Below are 21,998 nucleotides of genomic sequence, written 5' to 3'. Positions count from 1 at the left end.
GATGGCATCGAATCATGGTCCTGAGACCACCCAGATTGGGTTATTTACAGAGAACAACCCAAGCACTACTCCCCAATCACAGTCTTCAGACGCTGTTCAAAGCGTTGCCACGCTACGCAAGACTATTCGCCAATATGATTATCAATATTACGTACTTGATGACCCCAGTGTGCCGGATAGCGAATATGACCGTGTATTTCGCGAGCTTCACGCGCTTGAACAGCAAAATCCTGAGCTAATCACCCCTGATTCACCAACGCAACGAGTCGGTGGTGCACCTTTAAAAGCATTTGGCTCGGTGACACATAGAGTGCCGATGTTATCGCTCAGCAATGCGTTTGAAGATAGCGAGTTGAATGCTTTCGATAAGCGCATACGCGATGCGCTCGGTGTATTGGAGGTCGAATATGCCGTCGAGCCAAAGTTTGATGGCCTTGCGCTGACATTGACCTATGAAAACGGCATTTTTGTACAAGGCGCTACGCGTGGTGACGGTTATACAGGCGAGAACGTCACCAATAACCTTCGCACCATTCGTGCTATTCCTGCGGTGCTACATACGCCCAACCCACCCAAGCTATTAGAGGTGAGGGGGGAGGTATTTATCTTGAAGCGCGACTTTGAAAAGTTAAATCAAGATCAGGAGGCGCGTGGAGAAAAGCTGTTTGCTAATCCGCGTAATGCTGCAGCTGGCAGCTTGCGTCAATTAGATTCCAGCATCACAGCAAAAAGACCCCTGACATTTTTCGCGTATGGTATAGGTGCCAATGATGGTATCCCAGAGCTTGCTACGCATAGTGCAAGCATGGACTATCTATCAAGCCTGCATTTGCCCGTGTGTGCGGAGCGTTCAACAGTCAACGGGTTGCAAGGCTTACTAGCTTATTACGCAGATATCGGTAACCGCCGTAACGCATTGCCGTTTGACATAGATGGTGTCGTGTACAAGGTCAACGCATTAAGTATGCAAAATGAACTCGGCTTCGTCTCGCGCGCACCACGTTGGGCAATTGCTCATAAATTCCCCGCTCAGGAAGCATTGACAGAAGTACTGGATATCACCGTTCAGGTGGGGCGTACTGGCGCTATCACGCCGGTAGCGCGTTTGAGCCCTGTCTTCGTTGGTGGGGTCACGGTGACGAATGCGACGCTGCATAATGAAGACGAGGTCAGGCGCAAGGATGTGCATGTTGGCGATACAGTAACGGTACGCAGGGCAGGGGATGTGATTCCTGAAGTCGTCAGTGTCATCCTCGAAAGACGCCCGCAAGATGCACGGGCGTTCGTGATGCCAACAGTTTGCCCGGTATGTGGATCCCATATCATCAAGCAGGTAGATGAGGCTGTGGCGAGATGCAGTGGTGGTTTATTTTGCTCGGCACAACGCAAACAGGCCATCTTGCATTTTGCTTCCCGACGGGCGATAGATATTGAAGGCTTAGGCGATAAATTAGTTGAGCAACTGGTCGATGCGAATCTGGTTAAGACGCTCGCTGATATCTATACGCTGAATACTGAGATTTTAGCTGATCTTGACCGCATGGCCGACAAGTCTGCCCAAAACATCATCGATGCGCTACAGAACAGTAAAGAGACCACACTGGCACGCTTTATATATGCACTTGGCATACGTAATGTAGGTGAGGCAACAGCAAAAGACCTAGCCCGCCACTTTGGCAACCTGCCAGCCTTACAGGCAGCCGATATCACATCACTGCAATTAGTGCCCGATGTTGGCCCGATCGTTGCGGAGTCGATTAGTGAGTTTTTTGCAGAAAGCCATAACCGCGAAGTGATTGACGCATTGATCAAATCCGGCATTACTTGGGAAGAAAGCGCAGGGCGCGCTACCACCGCTGGCACATTATCAGGCAAAACTTTCGTGCTAACAGGCAGTCTACCTAATCTATCACGCGAAGATGCCAAAGAAATGATTGAAGCACAAGGCGGTAAAGTGAGCGGCAGTGTTTCAAAAAAAACGGATTACGTCGTTGCTGGCGAAGATGCAGGTAGCAAGCTGACAAAAGCCCAAGAGCTTGGCATACCCCTACTGGACGAACCGACACTGCTCGAGATGATGGCTGCTAATGATCAAAATGCGTGAAGACTATTCGATTTGGTTGCAAGAGATCATCAAGATATCGCGAGAAGCTGGCCATGCGATCATGGAGGTTTATCGCGGTGAAATAACGGTGGAGCGAAAAAATGATAACTCGCCACTGACACAAGCTGATTTATCCGCCCACAAACTGATTGAGGCCGGGCTGAAAGAATTATCACCTGATATCCCATTGCTTTCTGAAGAGTCGGCAAGCATTCCGTTTAGTGAGAGGTCAACATGGCAGCGCTACTGGCTGGTTGACCCACTGGATGGCACAAGGGAGTTCATTAAACGCAACGGTGAGTTCACAGTGAATATCGCGTTGATAGATCAAGGAATACCTATTCTGGGGGTGGTTTATGCGCCAGCGATCGACGTGCTTTATTACGCATCTGCTGGCAGCGGCGCCTTTAAGCAGGTAGGGCAGGGAAGTATTCAAGCAATTCATGTCCGTTCATTAGACTTGAACAATCTGGTCATTGCCGGCAGTCGCTCACATTCCGATATAAAATTGCAGCGATTCGTGAGCAATATTGCAAAGAAATATGCCGAGCCCACCGTCATCCCAATGGGGAGCTCTTTAAAGATATGCATGGTTGCAGAAGGTGCTGCCGATATTTATCCTCGGCTAGGGCCAACCTCGGAGTGGGATACAGCCGCCGCGCAATGTGTATTGGAGCAGGCCGGAGGCCACTTAACCAACAAAAATGGCGTGCCATTTACTTACAATCATAAAGACTCCCTGCTAAATGCGGAATTTTTTGCCCACAGTGCTACTCCACATCAGTGGAATCAATATTTGGAATAATCATGTCCCTACGTTACATCGCTTTAGCTACCCTTTTTACAGTATCAACTTACGCACATGCCGACTTGGCTGGCGATATAGCTGCCTGTAACCAAGCTATTAATCAAGGTGATGCGGATAAAGCAATGTCTTTGTCAGAGAAAATCCTTAAGCAGAACAAGAGCAATCGTGATGGACTTATCTGCAAAGGGCGAGCTTATAGCCTAATGAACCAGGTGCCGGAGTCTTTAGCCTCGCTGGAAAAAGCCAAGGAAGTCTCGCAAACACCTATAGACCAAATGGTGGCCTTGGTTCTTATCGGTAATGTAAAGAAAAATGCTCAGCAATATGTCGAAGCTATCGAAAGCTACGAACAAGGGCTAACGCTTGCACGCGCAGAAAATAACAAACGATTTGAACGCATCAACCTGAATCTGATCGGTGAAACGCTGGTGGATTCCGGTCAACTAACTTCAGGTCTTGAAAGCTATCTTGCTGGATCCAAGCTAGCGGCAAACGATAATGAGCGCGGTGATAATTATGCCCGCATCGCCGATACCTATAGCAGGCTAGGTAAGCATGAGCTGGCTATCGAGTTTCAGGTGAAAGCCATGCTGATGCAAGCGCATGCGGGTGATACCAGTGATTATGCTAATGCCATGCTGGAGCTTGGCCGCATTTATACCGCTGCAAATGATTATCCTAATGCTGAAAAATATATCCAGAAAGTCATCAAGCTTAGCAAAGAGCAGGGCGGTGCATACTGGGAAGCAAGATCATATTACTATCTAGCTTTAGCAAAAATAGCCAATAAGCAAACAGCGGATGTTCAACCACTACTCGCCGATGCGCAAAAGATATGTGATCAGATTGGTGCGAAAGAGCTGAATGATCAGGTCAGTAAAGTCATCGACCAACTAGCAGTAGACTGAGGTTGCAATAAAAAAGACAACAAAGCCTTGTGTTCCATGTAAGGTAAAGCGTAATGCAGCGACTAACGATTAGTTACCCTCACTATTTAGTTGATAAGCGGAGTAGAACACCATGGCACTCATCGTTACACGCAGAGCATCTGATTCCCTCTCTTCAGAAATTACACCACCTCATGTTTTCCATAACCGTAGAGACTTCATTAAAACCGCAGGGCTGAGTCTTCTTGCAGGGGCTGCAACAGCAAGTGGCTTATTCAGCATCAATGCAGAAGCCGCTGTTCAACGGCAAAAGATAGCGGGCTTCAGCAAATCATCTTATGGCGCTGATGAAAAACTTACACCCTATGAAGACGTCACTACCTACAATAATTATTATGAATTTGGCACAGGCAAGAACGACCCTGCCCATGAAGCCCTGTTATTCAAGCCGACACCGTGGACGGTATCCATAGAGGGCGCGGTTAAAAAAGCCAAGCAGATATCCATAGAAGACATTTTCAAAATCGCACCACTGCAAGAGCGCATCTACCGTATGCGCTGTGTAGAGGGCTGGTCTATGGTCATTCCGTGGGTGGGGTTTCCTTTGGCAGACCTAATTAAATGTGCCGAGCCAACGGGTAATGCAAAATATGTCGAGTTCATCTCGCTTGCTGATGAAAGAAGCATGCCTAGAGTACGCGTACCTATATTGGATTGGCCATATACAGAAGGCCTGCGTATGGATGAAGCGATGAATCCGCTCACTATCATGGCCGTCGGCCTATATGGTGAAATGCTGCCCAACCAGAACGGCGCACCGATGCGACTTGTCGTACCATGGAAATATGGTTTCAAAGGTGCCAAAGCTATCGTCAAGATCAGGTTCACCGATAAGATGCCGCAGACAACCTGGATGAAAGCCGGACCCAACGAGTACGGCTTCTATGCGAATGTGAATCCTGAAGTAGATCACCCGCGCTGGACACAATCATCTGAGCGTAGGATAGGCGGGGGATTGTTCTCACCTAGGATCAAGACCAAGATGTTCAATGGCTATGCAGAGCAGGTCGCGCAGCTATATACAGGGATGGACTTACGAAAAAACTATTGATGCTGCCAGCACCAAGCAAGAAACAGATATTCTGGTTAAAGGGTGTCATTATTGCTATCGCAATGATTCCCTTAATCAGGTTATTCATATTGGGCTGGCAAGATAGCCTAGGCGCAAATCCCATCCAGTTCGTCGAGCATTCAACCGGCACGTGGGCATTGGTCATGCTGCTGATCACCTTATCTATGACACCTATACGTCTTCTCACCGGCCTAACTTGGCAAATTCAACTGAGAGGCATGTTTGGCCTGCTAATGTTTTTCTACGTCTGCCTGCACTTTCTGGCGTATATCTGGCTAGATTTCTGGTTCGTTTGGGAGGACATTGCTTACGATATCGGCAAGCACCCGTTTGTGTTGGTTGGCTTTAGCGCATTTGTACTGACCATCCCATTGGCATTCACTTCCAATAACTTTATGATGCGGCGCTTGAAAGGGCGTTGGAAAACCCTGCATCGCCTTGTCTATATAATCGCGATTCTTGTGATTATGCATTTCTGGTGGCTAGTAAAAAAAGATATCACCGAACCATTCATCTACGCGACTGTACTGGCAATGCTTTTAGGCATACGCATCTATTTCAACTATAAGAAAATATTAAAGAAAGCGTAAGGAGAGGGCGGTAGACACGACTAAGGCATACATCACACATTAAAAGGGGTTGTCATGTCATTTATTATCCGTCATTACTTTAAACTCGCAGATACGCTAGATGCGGTCTCACGCTATATTCCACCTTTGTTCTTACGCCTGTTATTAGCATGGGAATTTGGCGAATCAGGCTATGAGAAGCTCACAGGTGCCAATTGGTTCGCTGATGTCAGCTTTCCTTTCCCATTTAATCTGTTACCGCCCGATATCAGCTGGCATATCGCAACTATCTTTGAACTTGTAGGCGCAGCGGCGCTTATTCTTGGTTTAGCTACCAGATTTTTCTCCATATCATTAATCATTCTGACTATCGTTGCGATATCCGCAGTGCATTGGCCGGAACATTGGAATACCTTGGGCCAGCTATTGCAAGGCTACCGCATTGAAGATATTGATGGGGATGGGTTTGGCAACTACAAATTACCCGTGATCTTTATTGTCATGTTTTTGCCGCTAATTTTTAGCGGCGCAGGCAAAATAAGTCTGGATTATTTAATTAAGAAAAATATAAATAAATAGTTATTAAACAATTAATTATTTAATTAAATTAATGTTATTTATTAAATTATTGCCTCAACTTTATTGCGAGACAGGCTCATTTGGTAGAGAATAAATGCCAATAATCATACAGCGTCTCGTTAATCCCTTCGCGCTGTGGCAAAACTAGCCGAAGATCGAGCCTGATCTCGCAAAATCAAAGAGGAGTGCAAAATGCAGTACCAAATAGACATCTTTCTTTCATCGCTCAATCAATTCTGGACACAAGTCGCCACTTTTTTCCCCAAATTACTCGCTGTAATTGTCATTCTTTTCTTTGGCTGGATATGCGCCAAAATCGCCTGCCTAGGGGTTAAAAGGGTGCTTGAGCTAACGCACTTTGATAAGTTTGCTGCAAGATCCGGTCTTGAAGAATTTTTGCAGCACAGTGAGTTAGACCTCACCCTAAGCGGTGTGATCGGCCAAGTCATCTACTGGCTAGTGATATTATTATTCGTAACGACAGGCGCCAATATGCTTGGCCTGACAGAAGTCGCTGAGATGCTCAATCACCTAGCGAATTATCTACCAAAGATTATTGTAGCTATTTTGGTACTGATATTCGGTACATTGCTGGCACGTTTTATCAACCGCTTAGTATTTGCTTGGCTCCACAGCATCAAGTTTGATGGCGCGCTCTCTATCAGCACATCGGTTGAATACGGCATTCAAATATTCACCTTATTCGTAGCACTTGAACAGCTAGATATCGGCACCCAGCTACTTACAGCATTATTTGTGATTGTATTTGGCGCAATATTCTTAGCCCTAGCACTTGCATTTGGCTTAGGCGGCAAAGAATGGGCATCGCAAGTCATCAGTGACATAGATGCCAAGCTAAAGATAAAGAAGCGCCAGTAATCACTTTTAAAAACAGCAAATAAAAAGCCCCGAATATGGGGCTTTTTCATGGTGAACGCTAACAATCAAAATTAACAAATAGGGTATCGAGCTAGATGTAAATGATAACCTTGCTTCTTAATATCTGATGTTATCAGCGATGCTGGGCTCTCATCCAACTCTACACCAGAGCTTTTACGAATCAATTTCGCGAAATCGGGGTCTTGTACTTCAACATGTGAAATATCCGACCCAGCCACTACAGAAATAAACTTGTGATTACTTGATGCACTTTTGTAAATATCGACTTTCATAAAGTAATTCCTTTCTCGAGTCATAGCTGAATTATCGCCACCTTATAAATGACAATTAAAACGAAATGCAGGTTCAATCTATTTTATGGGCTGAAAATTTTAGACTAGTTGATGCTGAGGTATAGGCAGCACTGAAATAATCGCTCATATTTATTTACGTCTGGTCTATTTTTTTTTAAGTAGATCAACAATAACCATAAGCTCCAATATAGCTGCAGTGTTCAGTGGCGTTGCTCACTCTTTAATTTCGCATAATGTATATTATGTTAAATATAATCTGAACAGTCTAATGACAGCACTCTAATCAGCTAAAGCGATTATTGTCCCTGCAACATCTGCTAACCTGAGTTTTTTTTCCATTGCTGTAGAGCGCATTTTTTTATAGGCATCATCTTCAGAAATGTTGAACCGAGTCATTAAGAGTCCTTTTGCCCGTTCTATAGTTTTTCTTTCAGCGAGAGATTTCTTGGCTGCAACTAGCTCCATTTCCATATCGACTAGCTTTCGAGACTGAGTCTGCAAGAGATCAATAATTGTCTTTCCTGAGTTATGTTCATTGCCTACTGGTGCCACAAATCCTAAGGCAAGTTCAACCGGGATGGAGGGATCAAAGAATCTATCACTCATGTCAGCTCTTGCTGGAGGGTTCTCGCGCAGATGTTTAAGCAGACCCTCTACATCCTGCAAATCAGCTTTTGCTTCAGATATAAGATGAGCTGAAGTCTCCTGAATGAGATCAACTAGGGCGCACTGCAATTCCCAGATATCAGTTAAACGAGTACTACTGCTTTCGAACCAACCCTCGCTCAAGTTACTGTCTAGGCTTTGTAATGCATTTTTGCTTGTTAACAAACGACGTAAGCGCTCTAGTTGAGCTACTGCTGGCGAGTCTTGAATTGGACGCCATTTGGTTAACAAGCGCTTATCAGCAAGCTCGCAGAAAATATCAAAATGTCTATCTTGCGAATCTATCAGATGAATAACTCTTTGTTGATGCTCTTTCCCGATCACGCCAGATCCAAATGAATACGAGCCTAGAGCACGCTCTTGGCCCGCTAATTCCTTTCCTTGAACTAGATTGAATAACGCAACCAATTGAACTGAGATTCGAGGATCTATCGCGGTATCAGCGACTTCGAAGATCAAAGAGATCAAGCCCGCTATTAAACGACTGTATGCTGTGATTGCTTCTGTGGCAGCGAGCTTAAGTCCATTGATTTTTTGGCGTAAGAGGCCAATATCATCTAGTCCAAGTAGAACCCAAGCCATAAGTGAAAGCATTTTCGCATTAGCATAAGTGGCATTCTTAAGCAGTACAGCGAATAACTCACGCAATCTCTCTTCAAGCAAAGTCGATTCTTGGATTATGTCTTTTCGTGCATTACTAAAACGCTTACCAGAGGAAGCAATGTATAAGCTACTTGCGCCTCGTTCTGCTTGAAGACTATGGATAAGATTGCCTACGACTTCCACAAAATCCCCAGTGGACACCAAACGTTCCAGCTCTTCGATCTGATGCTGCTTAGCAAGAAGAACAATATTTTCAGCAGATGGATTCATAAGGGCTTTGTTTATTGCAATAGAATGAAAAACGCAAATATCGAGCCAAGTATGAGCCTCTTGTTTTATATATTACTTACCTCGCTATCAATGGGATGGCGCCCCATCAATTATTTCAAATAACAAGGTTCATCGAGCTTTCTTTAAGGAGTAAAGCTCAGGTTTGGTGCAAAATTATGCATCTATGGCTTCAAATCTCTGATGCCTCTTTACCAACTGTTTGAGCTCTGGAACGCATGAGCCACATTGCGTTCCACATTTCAGCTTGCTCTGGAGAGTTTGAAAATCGGCGCCTAGCCTTATCGTATCGATGATCTCATTCTCGGCAACATCAAGGCAGTTACAGATCACTTTCCCTCGACTATTTTGGCCCATGGGCGGAGAGCTTAATGGTGCCAAGGCCCACCTGCGTAATTCATTAGTTAGTTGCCCATTGGTCATGACATCCTTGAGCCAGTCCGCTGCCAATGTCTCCCCTATCAACCTAACGCCAATAACATCCTGCCCCTCCAACAATATCCGTTTACTGATTCCGCGCTTCCTATCCTGATAATTCAGCATTGGAATATCTTCTGTCATACCAATTATTTCATCCAATTTTGAAATCAGCTCTGCCGATGGACTTTCCTTATGGGCTGCTCTAAACATCAACATTCCCGCATCTCTGCCGAATAATCCACAGCTGGCAAAATCGAAACTCTTTAACACTGTTCGGATAGAGGCAATCAATGAAAGGTCATGGCAACGTCTCATGACTGTCATTTGCCATGGCAGATCTACTTTTTCGACTTTCACTGCCGTGTGTTTTAACTCTGGTTGTTTGGAATTCTTATCAAAGGCAGAAGGCATCAATGCGTTGCATCCTAGGCCGCTCATAAATTGACTTCCCCAATGCATCGGGATGAATGTTTGAGCAGGCATAACTTCATCGGAGGCCTGAACTCTCAAGATCATGCTTCCTCTTTTATTAGCGACTTTTACCAGATCACCTTGCTTTATAGATCGGCGATGCATGTCATCAGGATTCATCGAGATCACAGGTTCCTCGACATGATTGAAGAGCTGAGCACTGGTTCCTGTACGGCTCATACCATGCCATTGATCTCTCAATCTACCGGTAATCAGGTGCAAAGGATGTCTTGCATCTGTTTTGTCGGAGGTGCCTTTGTATATCGTATTAGAGAATCTGGCTTTTCCATTCTCTGTAGGAAAAATACCATCTGTATAAAGCCTTGGTGTTTCTGTTGTAGTGCCCAATCTGAATGGCCATTGTTGCGGGCCTTTAGTATCGAGCAATTCGTAACTGAGCCCAGTGATATCAAGATCACGCCCTTTTGTTGATAGCTTATGCTCGTTGAAAACATCTTCAGCATTCAAATATGGGAAGAGATCAGCTTTTGAACCACCATTTAATCTACTCTCAAGTCGTTGAGCAAAATCTACCATGATCTGCCAATCTGACCTTGCTTCACCAGGGCTTTTGACTGCGGGACGAATATGGGTGATTCGTCTTTCCGAATTAGTCACGGTGCCCTCCTTTTCCCCCCATGTCGTGGCAGGTAGAAGAACATCAGCAAATTTATTGGTATCTGTATTGTTGAAAGCATCTTGCAGCACAACAAGCTCTGCTTTAGATAATGATTCGATTACTTTATTCAAGTCTGGCATCGAATGGGCTGGGTTTGTACAGGCGATCCAGATGGCTTTTATGCTGCCGTCATTTAATCCATCGAACATCTCAATCGCAGTCTTACCTGGTTTTTCTGGAACGCTATCTACATTCCATAACCTTGCTACTTCTGCCCTATCCTCTTCATTAGATAGTTCTCTATGTGCAGAAAGCAAAGTGGCCATTCCCCCAACCTCTCGGCCACCCATCGCGTTAGGTTGACCGGTCAATGAGAATGGTCCGGCACCGGGCTTGCCTATCTGCCCTGTTGCCAGATGCATATTGATCAAAGCCGCATTCTTATCTGTGCCATGTATGGATTGATTCAAACCCATGCAATACATCGATAACGAAGGGCCCGCACCAAACCATTTAGCCGCAGTAATGATATCGGACTCTTTTACTCCACAGATATCTGCGACCATTTTAGGCGTGTATTCACGAACGGTATCTTTTAGCGCTTCAAATCCTTCTGTGTGCTCTTGGATAAATTGCATATCAAGCAGCCCCTCCCATAGCATGATATGCAGCATTCCATTAAATAAAGCCACATCGGTACCTGGAAGTATCGCTAGGTGAAGATCTGCTGTCTTAGCGGTATCTGTTCTCCTTGGATCTACCACAATGATCTTAAGGTCAGGATTTTTTCCCTTAGCATCCTCAATACGTCTAAATATGATGGGGTGGGCAAATGCTGTATTCGAACCTGCAATGAATAGGCAATTCGTATGATCGATATCCTCATAACATGCAGGTGGTGCATCCATACCCAATGTCGTTTTGTATCCTAAAACCGCCGATGACATACATAAACGAGAGTTTGTATCGACATTGTTGGTACCAATGAGTCCTTTTGCCAGCTTATTAAATACGTAGTAGTCCTCGGTTAACAATTGACCTGAAATATAGAAAGCAACCGAATCTGGTCCATGCTCATTGATAATAGCGGCGAATCGCTCTGCCACATGATCAAGTGACTCATCCCAACTTGCAGGCTGCCTTGGCTCATCACGATTCAATCGTAGTTCAGGAACCAAGACACGCACTTCCGGATTCGTCGTCTGATGTAAGGTCGAACCTTTTGTACAAAGCCGCCCAAAATTAGCTGGATGGTCAGGGTCCCCTCGGACACCTACGATCTTGTTGTTTGCAGTCTGTATGATGACGCCACATCCCACACCACAATAACAGCAGGTGGACTTTGTCTCATTCATAAGAAACTCGACTGGTTTTATCGGAATGACATTAGGTCTCACTATAGTTCCAGATACACCATGCCATCTTCAACCTTGACGGAGAAGCAGGCGGTCTGCCCCTCATCTGGATCCTGCGCATGGCCGTCAACTAAGCTGATCTGCCATGAGTGCAATGGACAAGCGACTTTATCGCCATAGACGATACCTTGTGACAATGGCCCTTTTTTGTGTGGGCAACTATCATGCAGCGCGAATACACGATCATCATCGGTACGGAATACGGCTATATCGCCTTTGGCGCTCCGTACAACACGTGAGCCTAATTTTGGTATTTCGCTCAGGGTGGTTATTTTTGTCCATTGACTCATAGTCGCTCCAGAATCTATCTCTGATTTAAATAGTAATGTCTTCAAACTCTTTATGTTCATTGCGCTTCTTCACTCTTTCAGACCATGGTTCAACAGCACCTTGTAGCGCATAAAGAAGTCTCTCATAAGCGGCTTTTCTGCCTTCTGCATCCTCTATTACCCTTCTCTTTACATACTCCAACCCGACTCTCTCGATCCAATGGACTGTTCGATCTAGGTATCTGGCTTCTTCACGGTATATCTGGATGAATGCACCGGAATATTCCAATACTTCATCACTGGTCTTCACCTTGCAAAGGAACTGAGCAACTTCTGTTTTTATCCCTCCATTACCGCCAACATACATTTCCCAGCCTGAATCAACACCAATGATTCCAACATCCTTGATGCCTGATTCGGCACAGTTGCGTGGACAACCAGAGACAGCGAACTTGACCTTGTGAGGTGCCCACATATGGTCGAAAGCTTTTTCGATATCTATCCCCATTTGCGTTGAGTTCTGGGTACCAAATCGACAAAACTCGGATCCAACACAAGTCTTTACCGTACGTATGCCTTTCGAATACGCGTACCCGGAAGGCATATCCAGATCGGCCCACATGTCGACAAGATCCTCTTTCTTTACTCCAAGCAGATCGATACGTTGCCCGCCAGTCACTTTCACCATAGGTACCGCATATTTATCCGCGACATCGGCGATTTTACGAAGTTGACTTGGCGTGGTTACACCGCCATACATCCGAGGTATGACTGAATATGTACCGTCCTTTTGTATGTTGGCGTGAACACGCTCGTTGATGAAGCGTGATTGAGGATCATCAACGGCTTCATGTGGCCAAGTTGATATCAAGTAATAATTAAGAGCAGGACGACATGTTGCACAGCCATTTGGAGTACGCCACGCCATGCCTTTGATAGCATCAGGGATATTCAGATACTTGTTATCACGTATCTGCTGTCTAATTTCTTCATGACCTTTATCGGAGCAACCACAGATGGTTTTTGCCGAGGAAGGTGGTGCATAGCCTCCGCCTAGTGTAGAAACCAATATCTGTTCAACTAAGCCTACACATGACCCACAACTTGACCCAGCTTTGGTTTGCTTTTTGACATCATCTATTGAGAATAAGCCTTTTTCTTGAATGGCCTTGACGATGGTTCCCTTGCACACACCATTACAACCACAGACTTCCATCTCGTCAGTCATCGCCGATACTTTGTCCTGCCCTTCATGACCAGTATTTCCAAGACTATCTTGCCCGAACATCAGGTTGTCACGTATCTCGTGGATGGGCTTTCCGTCACGTAATAACTGGAAGTACCAACTACCATCTGTAGTATCACCATAGAGCACGCTGCCGATGATTTTGTCATCTTTGATGACGATCTTTTTGTAAATACCGCCAACCGCATCGTGTAAAACAATCTCTTCAGTATCTTCGTTGCCAGTGAAATCGCCTGCTGAGAATAAATCTATACCTGTCACTTTTAGTTTGGTTGATGTGACGGATCCCTTGTATTGTCCGATACCAAAATTTGCCAAATGATTCGCGCAGACCTTCGCCATTTCGAACAAGGGTGCGACTAACCCATACGATATACCTCGATGTGCCACACACTCTCCGACAGAATAGACTCTTGGATCAAACGTTTGCATGGTGTCATTCACTACGATCCCTCGATCGCAATGGATACCCGCTGATTCCGCCAGAGCATAGTTAGGACGGATACCGACTGCCATAACGACCAGGTCAGCAGCCAACTCACTGCCATCCTCGAACTGAATGGCCTTAACATGCCCATTCTCACCAATCAGCTGCTTGGTATCCATATTCAATTTGAAAGATAGTCCCTTAGCCTCCAGTGACCTTTGCAACATGAGGCCGGCAGTCTTGTCTAGCTGACGTTCAAGTAGCCACTCATTCTTGTGGATCACTGTGACATCCATACCTTGAATCTTTAAGCCATTTGCAGCTTCCAGCCCTAAGAGCCCTCCTCCGATAACCACAGCATGTTTATGCGTTCCTGCAGTAGCAATCATTGCATCGACATCTTTGATATCTCGGAAACCAATCACACCTTTCAAATCTTTTCCAGGGATAGGCAGCATGAAGGGGGTGGATCCAGTTGCTATCAACATCCGGTCATATAATGCAAATGTCCCGTCCTCTGCAAAAGCCATCCTTAACCTTCGATCAATCTTGTGGATCTTCTTGCCTGTATGCAGCGTGATATTATTCTCTGCATACCATTCCCTACTATTCAAGATGATGTCATCTATCGTTTGTTCGCCAGCCAGTACCGGCGATAACATGATGCGGTTGTAATTGGGATGCGGCTCGTCGCCAAATACTGTGATGTCATAAAGGTCAGGTGAGATTTTTAATAACTCCTCAACAGTACGCATGCCTGCCATTCCGTTTCCCACCACTACTAGCTTCATTTTTTCCATCATGTTCTCCAATTTCTATGCTCTTCTTATGCTGCGATCGAGATGGATTTCGAAAGCTCAAGACTCGTCGCCAACCGAACTACATCCCCAACAACAATAATTGCCGGACTACCCAACTTGGCTTGGCGAACGGCCATAGGCAGCATGGAGAGCGTGGTTGTCACATGCTGTTGCTCAGGCAGGCTGCCATTCTGAATAGCCGCGGCAGGCATATCAGGAGACATTCCGGCCTTTAGTAACTCCCTAGTGATGGTGGGTAGGTTTCTAACCCCCATATAGATCACCAGTGTCGTTCCGCTTTCCACAAGAGCCTTCCAGTTCTGGCCATCGGTTGTAGGCACGCCCTCTTGCATGTGGCCGGTGACAAAACTAACACCATGCGTGAATTCTCTATGTGTAACTGGGATACCAATACATGCGGGCACCGATATGCCACTCGTGATGCCTGGAATCACCTCTACTTCGATACCTGCGGACCGGAGTGAAACCATTTCCTCTCCTCCTCGCCCGAATAAAAACGGATCACCACCTTTCAGCCGGGCTATCGTCAGGCCTTGCTCAGCCAAGGCTATCATCATGCGATTGATAAAGCGTTGCGGCGTAGATTTGCAACCACCGCGTTTACCAACATCAACGACACGGGCTTGCTGGGCATGTTGCAATATGTCACGATTGACAAGCTCGTCCAGCAACACGACATCCGCTGATTGAAGAATTCTTAATGCTTTAAGCGTCAATAATTCCGGATCACCTGGACCTGCACCGATCAAATAGACTTTGCCAACCATTTTCACCACCATCTCGTTGTAACTTTGATATCCCATCTGATATCCATGCAGTCCCAATCACCAGGGCCACATGGATTCATGCCTACGATTCCGCAGGCTGAGAATGTTTAGAATGTATACATTGCGGTTAACCAAACTTTTTCAGTGTCTGGTTTACGTGCTGTAGCTAGCCCAATGCGTTCGTCTTCCTTGAAATTGGCGTATTCAGCTTTGAACAGCAATTTGTTGCTGAAGATATAGCTCACACCGAGATCAAGTTCTTTGCCGTATTTATCGCCAAACCCACCACCAAACTTGCCGAAATCCTCCTGTGCCGTGAAGACATGATATTCAGCCTGTAGAAGAATCGGATCGATTGGCTTGCCTCCAAAACTGACATAGTCGTCTTTGATACCAAAGCGTGGGGTAACAAGAAATAAATCAGCCCACCCCTGAAAGAGATGATTCGTTCCAAATGGCGTCTGGAAGGCATACTGGCCGTCGTTACTAGATAACAACTCATGATCGAAACGCACATACCACGTGCCATACATAGCACCGCCACCAAGTCGGGCATAATGGGCATCTATACGGCTATCACCGCCTGAATAATCCGTTTGTTTCGCATATTCAGCGGTATAAAGGACTTTCCAATCGTCGTTAACTTTGTGCGTTCCATCCAGCCTTAACCCTAGGGTCTTATTTGATGAATCAGCGCCAAGGCCAAGGGCGTTATTTGCATTGAAGCCTAAGTCATTAAAGTTATCGAAATACCCATAACCAATGATTGATTCACTTGGCGATATTCGATACTTGATGTTTGCTATGTCAAGATTGCCATTGCGCATAGTTTCGGTGATCTGTTTTACTCGCTCAAAGTGAGCAAGATAAACTTCTGTATCCTTGATCGTCTTATTCTCAATAGCGATGCCATCAAAAACCTGCATCACCTGACGGAACTCCACGTTTCCAATAAAGCGCACGTTATCAAGCTTTACTGATTGGCGGCCAACCCTGAACTTGGTGTTCTTGATACCCGTCCAATCAACATAGAGCTGATTAATATCAGTATTGTCAGGATCAACGATTGCTGGATAGTTACCCATGCCAGGCTGAGGATTATTCATCGCACGGTCATCGTAATCATCGACCAGTTTCGCGACATTGATCAGTTGGATGCCAATACTCAGATTCTTGTAAGGAGCGGTCTGCCAACCTACCAAGCTTCTAAGTGTCATTGCCTCCCCCGTTTCTGCCCGGTTATCCTGATCTACGTTCTCATAACGTAAGCGGAAGCTCGTTAGATTCTTTCCAGTCTTGATAGCATCAATAAATGTATATTCAGGTAATACTTCTTCTGCATTGGCAATGTTGGATGTCATGACAGCACAGAGGAGTAAACCTAAATAGACTTGACGCAAGCTGGAACTAGATTTAACTTTCATTTGTTGCTCCTTTTTTATAGATTGGGGTAGCACTGCAATACCGGCCCGTCCTGACCGACGGGCCATCCTTATCACGCGGCTTTCTTAGCGTGTCTTTCATACAGGAATTTCAAGACTTTACTTCTTAAGTGGTTATAATGACCGTCCTCAGCTAAGGCTAGCCTCTTACGTGGTCGATCAAGTTCAACCTCTAATATCTCGCCGATGGTCGCTGAGGGACCATTCGTCATCATCACGATACGATCGGAGAGTAGTACCGCCTCGTCCACGTCGTGTGTGACCATCACCGCAGTACACCCAGACTTATCCATAATGCTCATTAGCTCATCCTGTAGGTGAGCACGAGTGAGTGCATCCAATGCGCCGAATGGCTCATCAAGTAGTAATACCTTCGGCTCCATGGCAAGAGCTCTAGCAATACCCACACGTTGTTTCATCCCACCTGATATCTCATTTGGACGTTTATCCGATGCGTGAGATAACCCAACAAGATCAATGACGGCTTTTGTTTTTTCACGCAACACATCTTTTTGCTCCGTTGCCCCAAAAACGCGTTCCACAGCCAAGTACACATTCTCAAAACATGTCAGCCACGGTAAAAGTGAATGGTTCTGAAAGACGACCGCACGCTCAGGCCCTGGCCCACCTATTTCACGACCGGCGCAGAATAGATTGCCTTGAGTAGGATTAAGCAGTCCGGCAATCAGGTTAAGCACTGTAGATTTGCCGCAACCTGAGTGCCCGATGATGGAGATGAACTCACCTTCTCGAATATTTAGATTGATATCCTTCAGAGCGTCAAATGTACCCTTCTTAGTCGTGAATGACATATTCACGTTCTCAAGCTGGACATACTTTTCTTGTGCTATCTTTGTCATGATTAGATTTCCTTATTCGTAGCTGAATTTTTTAGCAATCGATGTCAGTACCAGTTCAAGCGCTAGGCCTACGATACCCACGACAAAGATTGCGATGATGATGTGCTCAACATTCAGATTGTTCCATTCATCCCAGACCCAGAAACCGATACCTACCCCGCCTGTTAACATTTCTGCGGCAACGATAACTAACCAAGCCACACCGATAGAGAGCCTGACGCCTGTCATCATGTAAGGGAGAACGAAAGGAAATAGGATCTTGGTAACGATCTTCCATTCGGATAGATTCAACACACGTGCGACATTCATGTAGTCCTGTGGAACCTTGCTCACGCCGACTGCTGTATTGATGATCATTGGCCAGATAGCCGATATGAAGATCACCCATATCGCAGCTGGATTAGCCGCCTTGAATACAAGCAATCCGATAGGCAGCCAAGCTAAAGGAGAGACTGGACGAAGAATGCCAATGATTGGAGCGGCCATGCGAGACATGAATTGGAATCGTCCGATGATAAATCCTAGGGGAATACCTACTAATGCAGCCAAACTGAAACCCAAGCCCACTCGCTCAAGTGAAGCCAATATGTTCCAACCTATCCCTTGGTCGTTCAGGCTATTTCTGTAAAAAGGATCACTGAAGAGCTCAACCGCAGAGTGCCAAGTGGGTAAAGGCCCTGGAAGATTTGGTGACTGATATGAGATAACGATCCAAACCGAGATCAGCATCATCATCCCAAACAAGGGTGGTAAGAGCCATTGAAAGAAATCTCGTGATATCTGCGTGGCTTTCGCGCCGATACCGCCTGCTTTGCTGGTTTGTTTTGTCATCGCGTTGATACTTTCATTGATTGCCGTTGTAGCGCTCATTCTCGTTTCCTTAGTAAAGGTCTAGGACTCTGATCAAGCCTTGATCTTGAATGCAGCGGCATAAGCCTTAGGGTCTTTTCCATCCCATACTGTGCCGTCGATCAGTTTGCTAGATCTCATAGGATCGGTAGGCACACTAATACCTAGAGACTTGGCGGCCTCCGTATAGATATCGATACGATTGACCTTCTTCGCAACAGCAAGGTAATCAGGGTCAGACTTAAGCAGTCCCCAGCGTTTATGCTGTGTAAGGAACCACATACCATCCGACAGATATGGGAAATTGACTTTCCCATCATTGAAGAACTTCATGTAGTTAGGATCTTCCCATTTTTTACCGAGACCATTGTCGTAATGGCCTAAGAAACGACCTTCGATAACTTCTTCAGGAGCATTGACGTACGCTTTTCCGGCAATTAGTTTTGCGACTACGGGGCGATTAGCTGCCGCATCGATGTATCGACATGCCTCAAGGATTGCCTTTGTTAGAGCTAATGCTGTATTAGGGTTTTTAGCAATAAAGTCAGCCGTCGTGCCTAAGACTTTTTCAGGATGATCTACCCAGATATCTTGTGTAGTAGCTGCAGTAAAACCCACCTTATCGTAGATAGCGCGAGCATTCCAAGGCTCACCTACACAGTATCCATCCATGTTGCCGATACGCATATTGGCAACCATTTGCGGTGGTGGAACAACGATCGTTTTTACATCTTTAAGCGGATTGATACCGTAACTGGCAAGCCAGTAATAAAGCCACATTGCATGCGTTCCTGTCGGGAACGTCTGCGCAAAGGTGTAATCTCGATTCTCGTTATCTAAAAGGCGCTTGAGTGTGGCGCCACCTGTAACACCTTTATCCTTCAATTGATTTGCAAGCGTGATACCTTGGCCATTGTTATTAAGCCCCATCAAGACAGCCATGTCTTTTTGTTGACCGCCAATGCCCAACTGCACGCCATACACTAAACCATAAAGGATATGGGCCGCATGAAGCTCACCATTGACTACTTTATCCCGAACACCTGCCCAAGAAGCTTCTTTAGAAGGAATGATCTTGATCCCATACTTCTTATCAAAACCCATCTCAGCCGCTACAACGATGGGAGCACAGTCAGTCAGTGGTATAAAACCGACCTTCACTTCGGTGATCTCGGGAGTATCGGTGCCTGCCGCCCATGCATGAGGATTCAGTTTATCCGGCATGATGCCTAACAAAGTCGCAGCACCTACTGCACTTGCTACTCCAGCACTAAACCGGAAAAAGTTACGGCGACCACTATCGACATTTTCGTTTGGTTTCTTGTCATCAATACTCATTTATAGCTCCTGACTAACGTTAACTACATATGAAAAAAATAAATAAAAAAGGCGTCCTGCGCATGGATTTGATTCCATGTGCAAGGACGCCTTTGTCCGCTGGGTCTTAATTACCCAATATTTATTTTCTTACATCTAAATCCGCCTTTGGACTGATGTAAGACTCACTCAATGCAGCCACTTTGCTGTCTTAAGTGATTACCCTTTTAATTTCTGCTAACACTTCATCAGAGGTTAGACTTTATGAAGTTACAACGATTCTAAGTTCAATAAAGCAACGAATATGCCAAATAATATAATCGTGAATTAACGGATTGATATTAAATGAATTAATATACTTAAAGAAAAACAATTGAATGTTTTTTTATTAGAATGGGCACATGTTTGGGGCAATAGTGCACCATTAGGGATTGTCATGTATTCAAGACGTGGTTACCTATTGGAAAAGCACATCGCCCTTTAACTAGGGCAGCCGTTCATCTCATACTGAAAGATATATTTAGGGAAACTGCAAATAGGATCAGACTTCAGGGATACTGACTCTGAAGTATAAATTAACCAATATATTGCTGCACCTGCGCACGGGATGCGTCACACGGCTGGGTCTATTCTCATGGGATTATTAAACTTACTCACTCGGCAATCTTAATGAGAGGCTTCATTAATTAACTTGGATTGCTCATCCGCTTGTTTGCTCATTTCCTTAATCTCATTCCAAGCCTGCCTTAGATCAGCAGGAGATGAGTCTGTATCAAATTCTGCATTGCCTATATTTTGGAAATTTGTAGAAAACTCTGTAATAGCTTTTTCAAGTTCCTCTTGTTTATCAGTGAGATCTACAATTTGTTGGAATATCTCTTCGAAACCTTCTTGGACATCTTCATCCAGAATTGCTAACTCCAAATCAACTACCTTCATTTTGCTAGAGTTCTTTTCGCAAAATGAAATCAATGAAATGGATGAGTTAATTATATTGACCTGATTAACATAGGAGTCGAACAATAACTTAAACAATGGTTTGCTGAGCTCTTTGAGAGCTGCTTCAAATCTTTCTTTTTCTTCAATAGAAATGTCAGAGGACGATTTACTCTTAAGAATAAGCTCATTGAGGTAGTCGTTTGTGGCATCGTTTGCCTGCTTTGACAAGGCACGTAAGGACTCTAATTTTTTCTTGGATGCGTTACGTCCCATTTTTGTCGCAAGACTTGAAGCAGCATATATCTGAGGCACGTCCAAATCTACAATCTGTTTCTCAATAGCTACATTTTTTGAATATAGCTTAGCTTGAGCTTCCTTGACATCTTTCAACACCCTAGTAGTCTCGGCTTCGTTATAAGAAAACTTATTTGATGGCGGCGAATCCTCAAGCGTAAATGACAAGGGGATTTTCATGAGTTTTCGCACAGCATGACCATTTTCTTGAGCTGGCATAAAGCACCACTGACTGGCAGCCCGCAATGCTTCCTGAAGCACAAATAGTATCAAGAGGCGGCATAAAGCCTCTTCAATTTAGGCTATTCAAGCAGGTTCATTGTTTTGCTTGGATATTTTCTTGTGTATTCTTTCATCACTTTTGTTACTTACTGCATACAGAGCCCAGATCGCTGCGGGAATCCAGCCTATTAATGTGAGCTGAAGTATCAAAGTAATGACTGACGGGATTGTTTTCCCCATTGTGTAGAACGCGAACCATGGCACTAATATAGCTAATAAAAATCTCATTACCCTCTCCTATTGATTGCTTTAACTTTACGATTAGCAATTAGTCAGTAAAGTTCATATCCTGATTTAGCCAAGTGTTATCAAAAAAATAGAAAGCCTTATTGGCACTGGGTTTGTATGTGAAATGCCAGATAATTCTTACACGATAATCAGCCCTCTATCTCTCTGTATATAGCCATGGTTTTTATATGATGCCTATCAAGCGGTTCATTTAAAACAAGCCGATTAATATTTATTGGCATAAGGGATACGGTGGCTAAAAATGATAAAACTAGTGATGGTGATCGTTCTATTGAGTATATTTCTTGGTGGATGCAATAAAGAACCTGCACATCCAGAACCTCCAGCCACTGAGATTAACCCCACAGCGTTGAAAATTCTGCAGGAACTGAATTCCCCACTCGCTGATCAACAAGGGGTTCAGCGCATAAAAATCAATACGGCAGATGATGGAATCTACGCCCCAGAAAAACGCCGTGGAGCTAAACGCATCTCACTTTGAG

19 protein-coding genes are annotated in these 21,998 nt (G+C 44.9%); 8 read left to right on the top strand and 11 right to left on the bottom strand.

Translation table 11 applies throughout. The features are described 5' to 3' along the window. The first annotated feature begins 1 nt into the window (after window position 1). The 7 genes from ligA (at window position 2) to A7981_RS06270 (ending at window position 6,958) form a co-directional block, all read left to right on the top strand. Complete coding sequence (ligA, locus tag A7981_RS06300; protein WP_082889221.1) at window positions 2–2,104, top strand: NAD-dependent DNA ligase LigA; 2,103 nt, start codon at window positions 2–4, stop codon at window positions 2,102–2,104. Next, the gene (gene cysQ, locus A7981_RS06295) at window positions 2,088–2,909 is read left to right on the top strand and encodes a 3'(2'),5'-bisphosphate nucleotidase CysQ (RefSeq protein ID WP_254258510.1); all 822 of its coding nucleotides are present in this window, start codon (window positions 2,088–2,090) and stop codon (window positions 2,907–2,909) included. The genes ligA and cysQ overlap by 17 nt, the downstream gene beginning before the upstream one ends. Before the next feature lie 2 nt (window positions 2,910–2,911). Further along, complete coding sequence (locus tag A7981_RS06290; protein ID WP_067265565.1) at window positions 2,912–3,820, top strand: lipopolysaccharide assembly protein LapB; 909 nt, start codon at window positions 2,912–2,914, stop codon at window positions 3,818–3,820. Window positions 3,821–3,932: 112 nt separating this feature from the next. Further along, entirely contained in the window at window positions 3,933–4,910 is a 978-nt protein-coding gene (gene msrP, locus A7981_RS06285; RefSeq protein ID WP_067265560.1) for a protein-methionine-sulfoxide reductase catalytic subunit MsrP, read from the top strand. Continuing rightward, window positions 4,910–5,521 (top strand): sulfite oxidase heme-binding subunit YedZ, encoded by a 612-nt coding sequence (locus tag A7981_RS06280; RefSeq protein WP_067265556.1) that lies wholly within the window; start codon window positions 4,910–4,912, stop codon window positions 5,519–5,521. The genes msrP and A7981_RS06280 overlap by 1 nt, the downstream gene beginning before the upstream one ends. A 54-nt stretch (window positions 5,522–5,575) precedes the next feature. Continuing rightward, on the top strand, window positions 5,576–6,079 hold the full coding sequence (locus tag A7981_RS06275) for a DoxX family protein (protein ID WP_067265552.1): 504 nt from the start codon (window positions 5,576–5,578) through the stop codon (window positions 6,077–6,079). Window positions 6,080–6,271: 192 nt separating this feature from the next. Then, window positions 6,272–6,958, top strand: coding sequence for a hypothetical protein (locus A7981_RS06270; protein WP_067265549.1), 687 nt, complete (start codon window positions 6,272–6,274; stop codon window positions 6,956–6,958). A gap of 593 nt (window positions 6,959–7,551) precedes the next feature. Here the strand turns inward: A7981_RS06270 and A7981_RS06260 are convergent. The 11 genes from A7981_RS06260 to A7981_RS06210 all read right to left on the bottom strand — a co-directional run bounded on the left by A7981_RS06260 (window position 7,552) and on the right by A7981_RS06210 (window position 21,495). Further along, complete coding sequence (locus A7981_RS06260) at window positions 7,552–8,811, bottom strand: nitrate regulatory protein (RefSeq protein WP_067265542.1); 1,260 nt, start codon at window positions 8,809–8,811, stop codon at window positions 7,552–7,554. Between the two features lie 174 nt (window positions 8,812–8,985). Next, window positions 8,986–11,694, bottom strand: coding sequence for a nitrate reductase (locus A7981_RS06255; protein ID WP_067265538.1), 2,709 nt, complete (start codon window positions 11,692–11,694; stop codon window positions 8,986–8,988). 41 nt (window positions 11,695–11,735) lie between these two features. Further along, on the bottom strand, window positions 11,736–12,044 hold the full coding sequence (nirD, locus tag A7981_RS06250) for a nitrite reductase small subunit NirD (RefSeq protein WP_067265535.1): 309 nt from the start codon (window positions 12,042–12,044) through the stop codon (window positions 11,736–11,738). A 25-nt stretch (window positions 12,045–12,069) separates the two neighbouring features. Continuing rightward, window positions 12,070–14,496 (bottom strand): nitrite reductase large subunit NirB, encoded by a 2,427-nt coding sequence (nirB, locus tag A7981_RS06245; RefSeq protein WP_067265531.1) that lies wholly within the window; start codon window positions 14,494–14,496, stop codon window positions 12,070–12,072. Window positions 14,497–14,522: 26 nt separating this feature from the next. Further along, complete coding sequence (gene cobA / locus A7981_RS06240) at window positions 14,523–15,284, bottom strand: uroporphyrinogen-III C-methyltransferase (protein ID WP_067266631.1); 762 nt, start codon at window positions 15,282–15,284, stop codon at window positions 14,523–14,525. Between the two features lie 107 nt (window positions 15,285–15,391). Further along, window positions 15,392–16,708, bottom strand: a complete 1,317-nt coding sequence (locus A7981_RS06235) for an alginate export family protein (protein ID WP_067265528.1) — start codon at window positions 16,706–16,708, stop codon at window positions 15,392–15,394. A 71-nt stretch (window positions 16,709–16,779) separates the two neighbouring features. Beyond that, window positions 16,780–17,586, bottom strand: a complete 807-nt coding sequence (locus A7981_RS06230) for an ABC transporter ATP-binding protein (RefSeq protein ID WP_067265525.1) — start codon at window positions 17,584–17,586, stop codon at window positions 16,780–16,782. Between the two features lie 12 nt (window positions 17,587–17,598). Beyond that, window positions 17,599–18,417: a nitrate ABC transporter permease gene (gene ntrB / locus A7981_RS06225; protein WP_067266629.1), complete on the bottom strand. Its 819-nt coding sequence runs from the start codon at window positions 18,415–18,417 to the stop codon at window positions 17,599–17,601. A 72-nt stretch (window positions 18,418–18,489) separates the two neighbouring features. Beyond that, the gene (locus A7981_RS06220; protein ID WP_067265522.1) at window positions 18,490–19,773 is read right to left on the bottom strand and encodes a CmpA/NrtA family ABC transporter substrate-binding protein; all 1,284 of its coding nucleotides are present in this window, start codon (window positions 19,771–19,773) and stop codon (window positions 18,490–18,492) included. A 645-nt stretch (window positions 19,774–20,418) separates the two neighbouring features. Further along, the gene (locus tag A7981_RS06215) at window positions 20,419–21,204 is read right to left on the bottom strand and encodes a hypothetical protein (RefSeq protein ID WP_067265518.1); all 786 of its coding nucleotides are present in this window, start codon (window positions 21,202–21,204) and stop codon (window positions 20,419–20,421) included. A gap of 87 nt (window positions 21,205–21,291) precedes the next feature. After that, window positions 21,292–21,495 carry a YqaE/Pmp3 family membrane protein gene (locus tag A7981_RS06210; protein ID WP_067265511.1) on the bottom strand — a complete coding sequence of 68 codons (204 nt, stop codon included), beginning with the start codon at window positions 21,493–21,495 and terminating at the stop codon, window positions 21,292–21,294. Between the two features lie 262 nt (window positions 21,496–21,757). On the opposite strand from A7981_RS06210, the gene A7981_RS06205 reads away from it, so the two are divergent. Continuing rightward, window positions 21,758–21,997 (top strand): hypothetical protein, encoded by a 240-nt coding sequence (locus A7981_RS06205; RefSeq protein WP_067265507.1) that lies wholly within the window; start codon window positions 21,758–21,760, stop codon window positions 21,995–21,997. Window position 21,998: the final 1 nt, after the last annotated feature.

The sequence above is a fragment of the Methylovorus sp. MM2 genome (assembly GCF_001648895.1).
Classification (GTDB): domain Bacteria; phylum Pseudomonadota; class Gammaproteobacteria; order Burkholderiales; family Methylophilaceae; genus MM1.
This window is presented reverse-complemented; position numbering and strand designations above follow the sequence as displayed.